16 protein-coding genes are annotated in these 13,498 nt (G+C 58.0%); 12 read left to right on the forward strand and 4 right to left on the reverse strand.

Annotated elements, in window-relative coordinates; all coding sequences use genetic code 11:
* Positions 1 to 50 precede the first annotated feature (50 nt).
* The 8 genes from ACFL9S_RS18595 to uraH are packed head-to-tail and all read left to right on the forward strand — an operon-like array spanning position 51 to position 6,302.
* The gene (locus tag ACFL9S_RS18595) at positions 51 to 833 is read left to right on the forward strand and encodes a transporter substrate-binding domain-containing protein (RefSeq protein ID WP_405263342.1); all 783 of its coding nucleotides are present in this window, start codon (positions 51 to 53) and stop codon (positions 831 to 833) included.
* Positions 834 to 846: 13 nt separating this feature from the next.
* Positions 847 to 1,512: an amino acid ABC transporter permease gene (locus ACFL9S_RS18600; protein WP_405263343.1), complete on the forward strand. Its 666-nt coding sequence runs from the start codon at positions 847 to 849 to the stop codon at positions 1,510 to 1,512.
* Positions 1,512 to 2,168, forward strand: a complete 657-nt coding sequence (locus ACFL9S_RS18605; protein ID WP_405263449.1) for an amino acid ABC transporter permease — start codon at positions 1,512 to 1,514, stop codon at positions 2,166 to 2,168. Before ACFL9S_RS18600 ends, ACFL9S_RS18605 begins: the two co-directional genes overlap by 1 nt.
* Positions 2,149 to 2,883 carry an amino acid ABC transporter ATP-binding protein gene (locus ACFL9S_RS18610; protein WP_405263344.1) on the forward strand — a complete coding sequence of 245 codons (735 nt, stop codon included), beginning with the start codon at positions 2,149 to 2,151 and terminating at the stop codon, positions 2,881 to 2,883. The genes ACFL9S_RS18605 and ACFL9S_RS18610 overlap by 20 nt, the downstream gene beginning before the upstream one ends.
* 27 nt (positions 2,884 to 2,910) lie before the next feature.
* Positions 2,911 to 4,149: a pyridoxal-phosphate-dependent aminotransferase family protein gene (locus ACFL9S_RS18615; protein WP_405263450.1), complete on the forward strand. Its 1,239-nt coding sequence runs from the start codon at positions 2,911 to 2,913 to the stop codon at positions 4,147 to 4,149.
* Positions 4,146 to 5,417 carry an allantoate amidohydrolase gene (hpxK, locus tag ACFL9S_RS18620; protein WP_405263345.1) on the forward strand — a complete coding sequence of 424 codons (1,272 nt, stop codon included), beginning with the start codon at positions 4,146 to 4,148 and terminating at the stop codon, positions 5,415 to 5,417. The genes ACFL9S_RS18615 and hpxK overlap by 4 nt, the downstream gene beginning before the upstream one ends.
* A 58-nt stretch (positions 5,418 to 5,475) precedes the next feature.
* Positions 5,476 to 5,970 (forward strand): 2-oxo-4-hydroxy-4-carboxy-5-ureidoimidazoline decarboxylase, encoded by a 495-nt coding sequence (gene uraD / locus ACFL9S_RS18625; protein WP_405263346.1) that lies wholly within the window; start codon positions 5,476 to 5,478, stop codon positions 5,968 to 5,970.
* Positions 5,967 to 6,302, forward strand: coding sequence for a hydroxyisourate hydrolase (uraH, locus tag ACFL9S_RS18630; RefSeq protein WP_405263347.1), 336 nt, complete (start codon positions 5,967 to 5,969; stop codon positions 6,300 to 6,302). The genes uraD and uraH overlap by 4 nt, the downstream gene beginning before the upstream one ends.
* 70 nt (positions 6,303 to 6,372) lie before the next feature.
* Here uraH and ACFL9S_RS18635 read toward each other — a convergent pair whose 3' ends face one another.
* Both ACFL9S_RS18635 and ACFL9S_RS18640 read right to left on the reverse strand, forming a co-directional pair.
* Positions 6,373 to 7,140 carry an amidohydrolase gene (locus ACFL9S_RS18635; RefSeq protein ID WP_405263348.1) on the reverse strand — a complete coding sequence of 256 codons (768 nt, stop codon included), beginning with the start codon at positions 7,138 to 7,140 and terminating at the stop codon, positions 6,373 to 6,375.
* Positions 7,128 to 8,288 (reverse strand): pyridoxal phosphate-dependent aminotransferase, encoded by a 1,161-nt coding sequence (locus ACFL9S_RS18640; protein ID WP_405263349.1) that lies wholly within the window; start codon positions 8,286 to 8,288, stop codon positions 7,128 to 7,130. Before ACFL9S_RS18640 ends, ACFL9S_RS18635 begins: the two co-directional genes overlap by 13 nt.
* A gap of 140 nt (positions 8,289 to 8,428) precedes the next feature.
* Between ACFL9S_RS18640 and ACFL9S_RS18645 the strand changes: the two genes are divergently transcribed.
* From ACFL9S_RS18645 to ACFL9S_RS18655, 3 genes are read left to right on the forward strand one after another with little or no spacing between them, the layout of a single operon-like run.
* A complete protein-coding gene (locus tag ACFL9S_RS18645; RefSeq protein ID WP_405263350.1) occupies positions 8,429 to 9,043 on the forward strand; it encodes a methylthioribulose 1-phosphate dehydratase in 615 nt (204 codons plus the stop codon).
* A complete protein-coding gene (mtnC, locus tag ACFL9S_RS18650) occupies positions 9,040 to 9,729 on the forward strand; it encodes an acireductone synthase (RefSeq protein ID WP_405263351.1) in 690 nt (229 codons plus the stop codon). The genes ACFL9S_RS18645 and mtnC overlap by 4 nt, the downstream gene beginning before the upstream one ends.
* Positions 9,726 to 10,268, forward strand: coding sequence for a 1,2-dihydroxy-3-keto-5-methylthiopentene dioxygenase (locus ACFL9S_RS18655; RefSeq protein WP_405263352.1), 543 nt, complete (start codon positions 9,726 to 9,728; stop codon positions 10,266 to 10,268). The genes mtnC and ACFL9S_RS18655 overlap by 4 nt, the downstream gene beginning before the upstream one ends.
* A 46-nt stretch (positions 10,269 to 10,314) precedes the next feature.
* On the opposite strand, the gene mtnA is transcribed toward ACFL9S_RS18655, so the two are convergent.
* Positions 10,315 to 11,340, reverse strand: coding sequence for an S-methyl-5-thioribose-1-phosphate isomerase (gene mtnA / locus ACFL9S_RS18660; protein ID WP_405263353.1), 1,026 nt, complete (start codon positions 11,338 to 11,340; stop codon positions 10,315 to 10,317).
* A gap of 115 nt (positions 11,341 to 11,455) precedes the next feature.
* Between mtnA and mtnK the strand changes: the two genes are divergently transcribed.
* Positions 11,456 to 12,655: an S-methyl-5-thioribose kinase gene (gene mtnK / locus ACFL9S_RS18665; protein WP_405263354.1), complete on the forward strand. Its 1,200-nt coding sequence runs from the start codon at positions 11,456 to 11,458 to the stop codon at positions 12,653 to 12,655.
* A gap of 74 nt (positions 12,656 to 12,729) precedes the next feature.
* Here the strand turns inward: mtnK and ACFL9S_RS18670 are convergent, their stop codons facing one another.
* Entirely contained in the window at positions 12,730 to 13,488 is a 759-nt protein-coding gene (locus ACFL9S_RS18670; protein ID WP_405263355.1) for a hypothetical protein, read from the reverse strand.
* Positions 13,489 to 13,498: the final 10 nt, after the last annotated feature.

Here is a 13,498-nt window from a genome sequence, read left to right on the forward strand (position 1 = left end):
AATTCTTTAAGAATCTTTCGTTTCATGATGTATTAACCGGGGAAGTGAAGATGAAAAAAGGGTTATTCGCATTACTGGCAGGTGCCGTGCTGTTTTCTCAGGCCATCACGGCGCATGCCGATCAGTTGCAGGACATTGAAAAACGAGGTGTTATCCGCATCGCGGTCCCTCAGGACTTCCCGCCGTTTGGTTCCGTCGGTACTGATTTACAGCCGCAGGGCTATGACATCGATATGGCGAAGTACCTGGCGAAACAGATGAAACTTAAGTTGCAACTGGTGCCCGTCACCAGCGCTAACCGCGTACCTTATCTGCAAACCGATAAAGTGGATCTGGTGATCTCCAGCCTGGGGAAAAACCCGGAACGTGAGAAAGTGATCGACTTCAGCCGCGCCTACGCGCCGTTCTTCCTCGGTGTTTTTGGCCCGAAAGACGGCACGCTGAAAGATGCGGCAGCGCTGAGCGGCAAATCTATTGGCGTGACCCGTGGCGCGGTGGAAGATATGGTACTGACCGAGATCGCCCCGAAAGAAGCGCAGGTGAAACGTTATGAAGATAACAACACCACGCTGTCAGCTTATCTGTCGGGTCAGGTGGAGTATGTGGCGACCGGCAACCTGGTGGTGGCAGCGATTGCCCGCCAGAACGCGGACAAAGCCCCCGTAGCGAAATTTATGCTGAAAGATTCACCGTGCTTTATCGGCATGAAGAAGAATGAACCGGCGCTGAAGGCCAAAGTCGATGCGCTGATTGAGCAGGCGATTCAGGATAAAACCCTGAACGGTCTCTCTGAGCAGTGGCTGAAAGCACCGCTGCCAGCCGACCTGGGCTAGTTGGGGCTGACTGATGATGGGGCAACTGAATTTTCCTGCACTGTGGCCCTTCTGGCCGGAGCTTCTCTCCGGCCTGTGGGTGACGATCCAGCTAACGGTGATGGCAACGGTGGGCGGTGTGGCGCTGGGCATCTTCGGCGCGGCGCTGCGCAGCGGTAAGCCGTCGACGTTGAGCCGTATCTGGGGGTGGTATGTCGAGCTGATCCGCAATACGCCGTTTGTGGTCCAGCTGTTCTTTATCGTTTTTGGCCTGCCCAATCTGGGGCTGAAACTGACGGCAGGGGAAGCGGCGCTGCTGGCGATGCTGATTAACCTGGGCGCTTACAGCACGGAAATTATCCGTGCCGGAATACAGGTGACGCCAAAAGGGCAGTGGGAAGCGGGGCGGGTGCTGGGCCTGACGCGCACGCAGACCTTTATTCAGGTGGTGCTGCCGCCGTCGATGAAGCGCATTTACCCGGCGCTGGTCAGCCAGTGCATTATCGTGATGCTCGGTTCATCGGTGGTGTCGCAGGTTTCCTATGAAGAGCTGACCTTTGCCGCCAACCTGATCCAGTCGCGCACCTTTTTAAGTTTTGAAGTCTACCTGGTGACCACGCTGATGTATCTGGCGCTGTCGATTGCCATGCGTCAGCTGCTGCTGGCGGCGGGGCGTAAGTGGTTTGGAGAGCAGCCATGATGACAACCTTTACTGACTGGGACATCCTGCGCAACCTGCTGCTGGCGGCGCGCTGGACGATTGCGCTCTCCCTGACCGCTTTCTTCGGTGGCACGCTGGTGGCGATGCCGCTGGTGATGGTGCGCCTGAGCGGGCGTATCTGGCCGAACCGCATTATCCGTTGCTATATCGAACTGTTCCAGGGCACGCCGTTGCTGATGCAGCTGTTCCTTGCCTTCTTCGGCGTGGCGCTGTTCGGCATTGATGTCTCGCCGTGGACGGCAGCCTCGCTGGCCCTGACGTTCTACACCAGCGCCTTTTTAGTTGATATCTGGCATGGCAGCATCAAAGCCCTGCCAAAAGGGCAGTGGGAAGCCTGCCGCTGTCTCGGTCTGAGTTTTGGTCAGACGCTTTTTCGCGTGGTGCTGCCGCAGGCGCTGCGCATTGGTATTGCCCCCACGGTGGGCTTTGCCGTACAGGTGGTGAAAGGAACGGCGCTGGCCTCGATTATCGGCTTTATCGAGCTGACCAAGGCGGGCACCATTCTGAATAACGTCACCTATCAGCCTTTCAAAGTGTTCGGATTAGTCGCCCTCGGCTACTTCCTGATGTGTTATCCGCTGTCACGCTACAGCCAGTATCTGGAGAAGAAATTCAATGCCGCTCATCACCATTAATCAGGTGCAGAAATATTATGGCGACAACCACGTACTGAAAGGCGTGGATCTCGATATCGAAATGGGTGAAGTGATCTCCATCATCGGCCGCAGCGGCTCGGGGAAAAGTACCCTGCTGCGCTGCATCAACGGGCTGGAAGGTTACCAGGAAGGCAGCATCAAGCTGGGCGGGATGACCATTACCGACCGGGATACCCAGGCGCGCGATATCAGCCGCTCAGTCGGCATGGTCTTCCAGAACTTCAACCTGTTCCCGCACATGACGGCGCTGGAAAATGTGATGCTGGCACCGCGCCGGGTACTGAAGAAGAAAGAAGCCGAGTGCCGCGAACTGGCAGCACAGATGCTGGAAAAAGTCGGTCTCGGCGACCGAATGGATTACTATCCTGCCAATCTGTCCGGAGGGCAGCAGCAGCGTGTGGCCATCGCCCGCGCACTGGCGATGTCACCCAAGGTGTTGCTGTGTGATGAAATCACCTCCGCGCTGGACCCGGAGCTGGTGGGCGAAGTGCTGAAAGTGCTGGAGCAGCTGGCCAAAGAGGGCATGACGCTGATCCTTGTGACGCACGAAATGAATTTTGCCCGTGAAGTCGGTGACCGCGTGGTGTTTATGCACCAGGGGCGGGTGTGGGAGCAGGGCGACAGCAAAACTCTTTTTGCTCATCCTCAAAGTACCGAATTAAAACAGTTTATCTCCTCGGTGCGCGGCCTCTAAAGCGTTATATCAATACAGGAATCGATGATGGATTTATCTACATTCACCCAAATTAACCCGCCGCAGCGTTTGCTGATGGGACCGGGACCGATCAACGCCGATCCGCGTGTGCTGCGTGCCATGTCCAGCCAGCTGCTGGGCCAGTACGATCCGGCGATGACGCACTACATGAACGAAGTGATGGCGCTGTATCGTGGCGTGTTCCGCACGGAAAACCAGTGGACGATGCTGATTGACGGCACCTCCCGCGCCGGGATTGAAGCGATCCTGCTGTCGGCGATCCGCCCTGGCGATAAAGTGCTGGTGCCGGTGTTTGGTCGTTTCGGCCATCTGCTGTGTGAAATTGCCCGCCGCTGCCGCGCTGAAGTCCACACCATTGAAGTGCCGTGGGGTGAAGTGTTCACCCCGGACCAGATCGAAGATGCCATCAAAAAAGTGAAGCCACGCCTGCTGCTGACGGTGCAGGGCGATACCTCCACCACCATGCTGCAACCGCTGGAAGAGCTGGGTGCCATCTGTCGCCAGCACGGCGTGCTGTTCTATACCGATGCCACCGCCTCGTTCGCGGGCAATGTGCTGGAAACCGACGCCTGGGGATTAGATGCCGTCTCCGCCGGGATGCAGAAATGCCTCGGTGGTCCGTCCGGGACCTCGCCGATCACGCTCAGCCCGGCAATGGAAGCGGTGATCCGCCAGCGCAAATGCGTGGAAGCCGGGATCCGCACCGATGCCCACCAGGACGGCGACGACGAGATGATCTACTCCAACTATTTCGATCTCGGCATGATCATGGATTACTGGGGACCGGAGCGGCTGAACCACCATACGGAAGCCACCTCGGCGCTGTTTGGCGCCCGTGAATGTGCGCGTCTGATCCTGGAAGAGGGGCTGGATAACGGTATTGCCCGCCACAAGCTGCACGGCGATGCGCTGCTGAAAGGCATTCAGGGAATGGGGCTGGACACCTTCGGCAACCTCGAACATAAAATGAATAACGTGCTTGGCGTGATGATACCTAAAGGAGTGAATGGCGATCAGGTGCGTAAGCTGATGCTGGAAGATTTCGGCATTGAGATCGGCACCTCATTTGGCCCACTGATTGGCAAGGTCTGGCGCATCGGCACCATGGGCTACAACGCGCGTAAAGACTGCGTGATGCAAACCCTGAGCGCACTGGAATCGGTACTGAATTACCTTGGTTTCCGCAGTACGCAGGGCGCAGCGATGCAGGCGGCCTGGGATCACTACAACGGGAGCCGCGGATGAGTGAGTGCCTGATGAATGCCACGGCCGCCGCCGCCGCCGCTGCGCGCGTGATGGCCCGCTGTGATGCGCTGGCAGAAATCAGTGAAACCCCGGAATATCTGACTCGCGTTTACCTCTCGCCGGAGCATCTGCGTGCCAATGCGATGGTGGGTAAATGGATGCAGGCCGCCGGGATGCAGGTGTGGCAGGACAGCGTCGGCAATATCTGCGGGCGCTACGAAGGCGAGCGGCAGGATGCGCAGGCGCTGCTGCTGGGTTCACACCTGGATACCGTGCGTAATGCCGGGCGCTACGACGGCATGCTCGGCGTGCTGGCGGCGATTGAAACCGTGCAGTATCTGCACGAGCGTGGCGAGCGCTTACCGCTGGCGATTGAGATCATCGGTTTCGCCGACGAAGAGGGCACACGTTTTGGCATCACGCTGCTCGGCAGCCGCGGCCTGACGGGCACCTGGCCAGACAGCTGGCTGACGCACCCGGACGGCAACAGCATCACCGTCGGGCAGGCGATGAAAGACATCGGTTTTAACCCGGATCTGCTGTGGCAGGCCGCGCGTGACGTCGAAGATTTCGTTGCCTACCTGGAACTGCATATCGAACAGGGACCTTGCCTGGAGCAGGAGCAGCTGGCACTGGGGGTGGTGACGGCCATTAACGGAGCACGTCGTCTGAACTGCCGCTTTACTGGTGAAGCCGGGCATGCTGGTACGGTGCCGATGAGCCACCGCAAAGATGCGCTGGCCGCCGCCGCCGAATGGATGGTGTTTATTGAGCAACGCACCCCGGCGCATAATCCGCAACTGGTGGCGACCGTGGGCACCTTGCAGTGCCATCCGGGTGCGGTCAATGTGATCCCCGGTGAGGTAGCGCTGACGCTGGACGTGCGCGGGCCGGAAGATCAGCCGCTGGCGGAACTGCTGTCTGAACTGCTGGTGCAGGGCGAAGCGATTGCCCTGCGTCGTGGCCTGAGCTTTAGCGCCGAAGAGTATTATCAGATCCCGGCCACGCGTTGTGATGAAGGTTTGCAGGCGGCGCTGAGCCGCGCAGTCACTACCGTGCAGGGGCGCACGCTGTCGCTGCCGAGCGGTGCCGGGCATGATGCGATTGCCATCGCTGAACGCTGGCCGGTGGGCATGCTGTTTGTGCGCTGCGATCGCGGTATCAGCCACCATCCGGCGGAATCCGTCAACGTGGAAGATGTGGCGCAGGCGCTTCAGGCGTACGTAGAGGTTGTCGTAGAGGTCGGACATACGGCCAGGCCTTCGTAAGGGGGCAGGCTTTCGTAGGGGGCGGGCATGCCCGACCCGGTTTGGTGGAGTGATAAACATGAACCTGACGCAGTTCAACCTGGTGAGCGCTGCCGATGCGCAGCACAGTATTGAACACTGTGTCGCGCTGCCTGACTGGGCTGCGGCACTGGTGGATGCCCGGCCTTACGCTTCGCTGGCAGCGCTACTGGCGCACGCAGAGTCGCTGACACAGACCTGGGATAGCCTTGCGTTAACCCAGGCGTTATCGGCCCATCCGCGTATTGGCGAACGGGCTGCCGGGTCTGGCAAAGAGGCGGCCCTGTCCAGCCGTGAACAGGGGCAGGTTAACTCTGCGGACCTGCCGCTGGCGCAGGCATTACAGGAAGGAAATGCCGCCTATGAACAGCGCTTCGGTCAGGTGTTTCTGATCCGCGCTAAAGGCCGCAGCGGTGAGCAGATCCTCGCGGAACTGCATCGCCGTCTGAATAACGATGCGCAGCAGGAACAGCGCGAAGCCCTGCAACAGCTACGCGACATCACGTTATTACGCTTAGAGGAGACGTTCCGGTGAGCACAGTGACCACGCATATTCTCGATACCGCCCTGGGGAAACCCGCAGCCGGTGTGACGATTGCCCTTGAACATCAGGGCACGGCAGGCTGGCAGCCGCTGGCCTCTGGTGTCACCAACGCGGACGGCCGCATTAGCGATCTGACGCCGCAGCCGCTGGCTCCGGGTCACTATCGCCTGACGGCAGATATCGGCAGCTATTTTGCCGCCGACGGGCGCGAAACCCTGTACGTCAACGCGCAGATCGACTTCATGATTGCCGCCTCCGGCAGTCATTATCATTTACCCTTTTTGATCACCCCGTGGTCGTGGTCCACCTATCGCGGTTCATAACCCGAACAAGAGTGTTCCCCCATCGTTTTTGTCGGGGCGGACCTTCTTTTCCGGTCCGCCCGCTGCGTTATCAGAAGCTAAAACTGTCCGCATCACGCCATGCCGGGAACTTCTCGCGGTACTCGCGCAGGTTCTCCAGCGACAGCGTGGCATCCAGACGGGCAGCCTGGTGCGGTTCACCCTGGGCTAAGATGTCTCCCTGCGGGCTGACGATTCGGCTGTCGCCGCTGTACTGATGACCGTTGCCGTCGGTGCCCACACGGTTGCATCCGGCGATATACGCCTGGTTCTCAATGGCACGCGCCTGTAGCAGCGCCTGCCAGTGCAGCGCACGCGGCGCAGGCCAGTTGGCGACATACAGCGCCAGGTCGTAATCGTTCTGATTACGGGAGAATACCGGGAAGCGCAGGTCGTAACACACCTGCGGCAGAATACGCCAGCCACGCCACTCGATCACCTCACGGCGATCGCCCGCCAGATAGTGTTCATGTTCCCCGGCCATACGGAACAGATGGCGCTTGTCGTAGAAATGCACCTTGCCCTCAGGCTCAACGAGGAAGAAGCGGTTCACGGCACCTTTCTCCACCTGAATCGCGGCGCTGCCTGCCACCATCGCACGGGTCGCGGCGGCTTTTGCCTGCAGCCAGGCGATGACCTCTTTCTCGGGCAGCGAGCTTGCCGCCGCCTCCATTGCAAAGCCAGTGGTGAACATCTCCGGCAGGATAATCAGGTCACGGTCCTGGATGTCGGCCAGCAGATCGTCGAAAAAGGCCAGGTTAGCCGGGCCATCCATCCATACCAGCGGTTGCTGAAGGACGGTAATGTTTAAAGTTGACACAGGCGCTCCGCAGCAGCGTCCAGCGTGGCTTCCTGTTTAGCGAAGCACAGGCGGATCAGTTTATGGGGGAAGGCGTCCGCGCAGAATACCGACAGCGGTATGGCCGCGACGCCCACTTCTTTGGTCAGCCACTGGCAGAATGCCACATCGTCCAGATCGGAGATGGCGCTGTAATCGGCCAGCAGGAAATAGGTGCCTTCGCACGGCAGCAGTTCAAAACGACTGCCCGACAGCGCTTTGACAAAGCGGTCACGGCGCGCACGGTAGAAGTCCGGCAGCTCGCGGTAGTGTTCCGGTTCTTGCTCCAGCATATCCGCGATAGCCAGCTGCGCAGGCGTATTCACGGAGAAAGTCAGGTACTGGTGGACTTTGCGCACTTCAGCGCTGATCGCCGCAGGAGCCACGCAGTAACCCACTTTCCAGCCGGTCATATGGAAGGTTTTACCAAATGAAGACACGGCAATGGCGCGGGCGCGCAGCGCAGGATGTGCCAGCACGCTGGCGTGGCCGTTCGCATCGAAACAGATGTGTTCATACACTTCGTCGCTGAGAACGTAGATTTCCTGCTGCTGAATGGCCTGCCACAGCTGGGCAAAGTCGCTCTGCTGCCACACGGTGGCTGACGGGTTGTGGGGGGTATTAAGGATCACCAGCCGCGTTTTTGGCGACAGCAGGGCCGAAAACGCCTGCCAGTCAGGGCGGAAACCCGGAGGCTGCAAGGCGATGCGCTTCATCACGCCACCAGCCAGCGTCACCGCGGGCGCATAGCTGTCGTAGCTCGGATCGAAGCAGATCACTTCATCACCCGGGCGCACCAGCGCGGTAATCGCGGCATACAGGGCTTCGGTTGCGCCAGCCGTCACGGTGATCTCGGTGTTCACATCCGGCGCGTAGCCGTACAGCTCGGCGGTTTTTTTCGCGATGGCTTCACGTAACGGGGCAACGCCAATCATCGGAGCATACTGATTTGCGCCCTGGCTGACATGATGCGCCAGGCGCTGTTGCAGATACTGCGGGCCGTCAAAGTCGGGAAAACCCTGGGACAGATTGATGGCATTGTACTGCTGCGCGAGCGCGCTCATCTGAGTGAAAATGGTGGTGCCCAGCGCAGGCAGTTTGCTCTCTGGGGTGAACGGCGTCTGGCTCATCAGTAATAACCCTTTTGCAACGCAGAAATATGATGTCGGAGTCCTGTATTGCTGCCAATATAACACGATGTTACTATTTGGCAATCAAGACGCTTAGACGTCTATATCTACCTTTATCATCTTTCACACTAAGGAAAGAGATGACGCAACGCTCTCAGTTAGATCAATTAGTTGCTGCCTGTCACTGGATTGGCGCGCGCGGCTGGGCTCCGGCCACGGGCGGTAATATGTCGGTACGCCAGGACGCACAGTTCTGCCTGCTGAGTGAGTCCGGCAAAGACAAAGGCAGCCTGACGCGTGACGACTTTATCCAGGTCGATATTGCCACCAATCTTGTTCCCTCCGGGCGCAAGCCCTCGGCGGAAACCGGTCTGCACACGCTGATCTACCGCCTGTTTCCTGATGCGGGCGCCGTGCTGCATACCCACACGGTCAATTCCACCGTGCTGTCGCGCGTGGAGAAAAGTGCGGCGCTGACGTTGCAGGGTTATGAGATGCAGAAGACGCTGACCGGGCAAAGCTCACATCTTGATGCCGTGCCGATTGTCCTGTTCGATAACGATCAGGATATAGACGCGCTGGCACAGCGTATTGAACAGTTTGCGGCCCATACTCCGCTGCGTTATGGTTTCCTGCTGCGCGGCCACGGGCTGACCTGCTGGGGCAAAGATGTCAATGAAGCGCGCCGTCATCTTGAAGGGCTGGAGTTTTTATTCCAGTGTGAATTACAACGTCGCGTTCTGGAGAAATCATGATCCGCGCCATCATCACTGATATTGAAGGCACCACCAGCGATATTCGCTTTGTGCATAACGTCCTGTTCCCTTATGCGCGTCAGCATCTTCCCGGTTTTATTGCTGAGCATCAGCAGCAACCGGCGGTGGCCCAGGCGCTTGACGATCTGCGTGCTGAAGTCGGTAACCCGCAGGCGACACCGGATGAACTGGTGCAGGTGCTGTTCGGTTTTATGGACCAGGATCGTAAATCCACCGCGCTGAAAGCCTTACAGGGCATGATCTGGCGTGCAGGCTATGAGAATGGCAGCTTTACCGGTCATCTGTATGCCGACGTGCTGCCTGCATTAAAACAGTGGCAGCAGCAGGGCGTGGCGCTCTATGTTTATTCATCTGGCTCCGTAGCTGCGCAGAAATTGTTATTTGGCTACAGCGACGCCGGTGATATCACTGGGCTGTTTAGCGGATACTTTGATACCCACGTGGGTGCCAAACGTGAAGTCGATTCTTATCGCAACATCGCCAGCCAGATTGGGTTGCCCGCAGAGGATTTGCTGTTCTTATCCGATATTCATCAGGAGCTGGATGCCGCACAGGATGCAGGCTGGAACACCGTGCAGTTAATACGCGGCGAAGCGGACACTGAGAGCCGCCATCGTCAGGTTGCAGGTTTTGATCAGATTAACCAGGAGCTGTTGAACTCATGAGTGCACTGACTATTTTTACCGATACCGAAGCGACCACACCGGTCTGGCACAGTACCGATGCGGCAGAAATTGCCGACAAGCTGCACAGCAAAGAAGTGCGCTTTGAGCGCTGGGAAGCGGACCGTGACCTGGGCGAAAACCCGGATTCAGCAACGGTGATCAATGCTTACCAGCATGCCATTGATCGTCTGGTGGCAGAGAAGGGCTATCAGAGCTGGGATGTGATCAGCATGCGTGCGGATAACCCGCAGAAAGAGGTGCTGCGCACCAAGTTTCTTTCTGAGCACACCCACGGTGAAGATGAAGTGCGTTTCTTTGTGGAAGGGGCGGGGCTGTTCTGTCTGCACCTTGATGGCCACATCTACCAGATCCTGTGTGAGAAGAACGATCTGATCTCGGTGCCAGCCGGAACGCCGCACTGGTTTGATATGGGATCAGCGCCGAACTTCACCGCCATCCGTATTTTCGACAATCAGGAAGGTTGGGTCGCGAAGTTTACCGGCGATACCATTGCCGATGCGTATCCGCGTTTACCGTAACGGCATAAACGTAGGGGCGAGGCATGCCTCGCCCGAAAATTTATCATTAAAGTCGTGGCTGAAACTCACCCGCTTCTACCTGCGCAGGGGTCACGACGCCGGTATCCAGCACCCAGCCGCTAATCAGTGATGCAGGCGTTACATCAAACGCCGGGTTATATACCTGCGCATCTTCTGGCGCCCACTGTACATCCCCAAAACTTCCGGCCACACCGGTCACTTCGCGGGCAGCACGCTGCTCAATTGGAATGGCATCCCCGTTCGGGCATTCGCGATCCAGCGTGGTATGCGGTGCCGCCACGTAGAACGGAATGTTGTGATACTTCGCCAGTACCGCCAGGCTGTAAGTGCCAATCTTGTTCGCCACGTCACCGTTGGCAGCGATGCGGTCAGCACCCACCCAGATAGCATCAACTTGTCCCTGAGCCATCAGGCTGGCAGCCATCGAGTCACAGATCAGACGATAAGGAACACCCAGTTCACCCAGTTCCCAGGCGGTCAGTCTGCCACCCTGCAACAGCGGGCGGGTTTCATCGACCCAGACGCTGGCAACGGTGCCTTCCTGCCAGCCGCGAGCAATCACCCCTAACGCGGTGCCAACGCCTGCGGTTGCCAGCCCGCCGGTATTGCAGTGCGTCAGCAAACGGCTGCCGGGGGTAATCAGGGCGCTACCCGCCACGGCAATGCTGTCACAGAGCGCTTTATCTTCATCGATCAGACGCAGGGCTTCCGTGCTCAGTGCGCTGACGAAATCGTCCTGCGCCAGGGCCAGCTTCATGCGGTCGAGGTTATTCATCAGGTTCACCGCCGTCGGACGCGAAGCACGCAGCACCTCCAGCGCCTCAGCCAGCTGCGGTTTTGCCATGCCGTTTTCGGCCAGCAGGGCCAGCAACAGACTGGCAGACAGCCCGATCAGCGGAGCGCCGCGCACACGCAGGGCTTTAATATGACCCACCAGCTCGGCAACATCCGGTGTCGGGCACCAGATTTTCTGCTGTGGAAGGGCCTGCTGGTCGAGGATCCAAAGCTGATTATCACGAACCTGTAAGCTGGTGGTACTGAGTGTTTGCATGAGTTAAATCCTGGTTGCTTTAATGCATCATATTGTGCCAACATGGCTAACGGATGTATAGACGTCTGAACGGCTTATTACAACGAAACATGGGTTATTTTTGAGGGGCAGATCAATGTCGCAATACCGTACGTTCACCGCAGCGGATGCCGTGGAATATGCTCGCCAGTTTGGCGGCGTGGCGAATCCCGAGTCGCTGGTTGATTCGCAGGAAGTGGGCGATGGTAACCTCAACCTGGTGTTCAAGATTTTTGATACGGCAGGCGTCAGCCGGGTGATCGTCAAACAGGCGCTGCCTTATGTGCGCTGCGTGGGCGAATCCTGGCCTCTCACCCTCGACCGTGCGCGGCTGGAAGCCGAAGTGCTGATTGAGCACGGCAAATTTTGCCCGCAGCATACGGTCAACATCCTGCATTACGATCCTGAACTGGCGGTGATGGTGATGGAAGATCTCTCTGACCATGCCATCTGGCGTACCGAGCTGGTGAACGGCGTTGAATATCCGCAGGCGGCAGGGCAGTTGGGTGAGTATCTCGCGCAAACCCTGTTCCATACCTCTGATTTCTTCCAGCATCCGTACCAGAAAAAAGCGGACGTGATCCGTTTTACCAACCCGGAGCTGTGCGATATCACCGAAGAGCTGTTCTTCAATGAACCCTACGAAGTTCATGAGCGTAATGCCTACCCGCGTGCGCTGGAGCCGCTGGCGGAGTCCCTGCGTGATGATGAGGCCTTAAGAGTCGCCGTTGGCGGCCTGAAGCATCGTTTCTACGGCCACGCTGAAGCCCTGCTGCATGGGGATGTTCACAGCGGTTCGATCTTCGTGAAGGAAGGCCGCCTGAAGGTGATTGATGCGGAGTTCGGTTTCTACGGCCCGATGGGCTTTGACATCGGTAGCGCACTGGGCAATCTGTTGATCAGCTACTGCGCGGCACCGGGGCTGCTGCCACCGCGTGAAGCGGCCGCTGCACGTGAAAATCGTCTTAACGATGTGCGTGAAGTGTGGCTGAGTTTCACCGAGGGCTTCCTGGCGCTGGCGGCAGAGAAGAGCCGTGATCGTGCGCTGGCCGTGCCAGGCTACTCCCGTGAGTTCCTGCGTAAGGTGTGGAGAGATACCATTGGTTACTGCGGCACCGAGCTGATCCGCCGTACCGTGGGGATGTCGCAGGTGGCAGATATCAAGAAGATCGAAGATGAAGCGATGCGCATCGAATGCGTGCGCCAGGCGATTATTCTGGGACGCAGCCTGATCCTGCTGGCTGACCATGTGCCGGATGTGGAAGCATTGATTGCACGTATCCGCCAGAACGGCTGAGAATACGGCGGGTAATAGCAAAGGGCCAACCGTTTTTACGATTGGCCCTTTGCCTTTCAGATCGCCGCGTTTTGTTACGCCGTTTCGCGCTGCGCAGAGCGTTGTGGCAGCAGCAGAAGGCAGACGGCAATAAACAGCATCAGCGTGAGGGAGGCGCCGTAACGGCTTAACTCCAGCCCACCGTGTGCCAGCGGTTTATCCAGGAAGTCTCCGACCACCGCCCCGAGTGGACGCGTCAGGATAAAAGCGGCCCAGAAAATCGCCGTGCGTGACCAGCGGGTAAACAGATAACACCCCAGCAAAGCCACCAGTGCTACAACAAAAATCACGATCCCACCCAGATAACCCATTCCGGCCGAATCTGCGGTCCAGTCGCCCAGCGCCGTCCCCAGCGTTTGGGAAAACATAATCGTGACCCAGTAAAAGATCTCTGCCTGTCGGTTATTCACGGAATAGACCGACACGGTGCCACACATTGCGCGCCAGCATAATAACGAGGTGAGTAGCAGCATGCTGAGAATAATAGAGCCACCCAGGTAACCTATGCCTAAAGAGCGATCGGCAAAGTCGGCCAGCGTCGTCCCCACTGTGGTGGTGGCAATAACAGTAAACCAGTAAATGTAGGGGTTAAAACGCGGCGATTTAATTTGAACAATCACGGCCGCAATAAAGATCACTGCAAAGATTAGCGTACCTGTCAGATAACCGAGGTTCATGGACATGGTCACTGCATCCCCCCCAGTTTCACCCAGCGTGGTTGCCGCAATTTTGATTAACCAGAAGATGGCGGTTATCGCCGGGATTTTACTCAAGTTCTGCTGCGTTTCAGTCATTATTATTCCC

The organism is Erwinia sp. AnSW2-5, from assembly GCF_045107195.1.
In the GTDB taxonomy this organism is placed as follows: domain Bacteria; phylum Pseudomonadota; class Gammaproteobacteria; order Enterobacterales; family Enterobacteriaceae; genus Erwinia.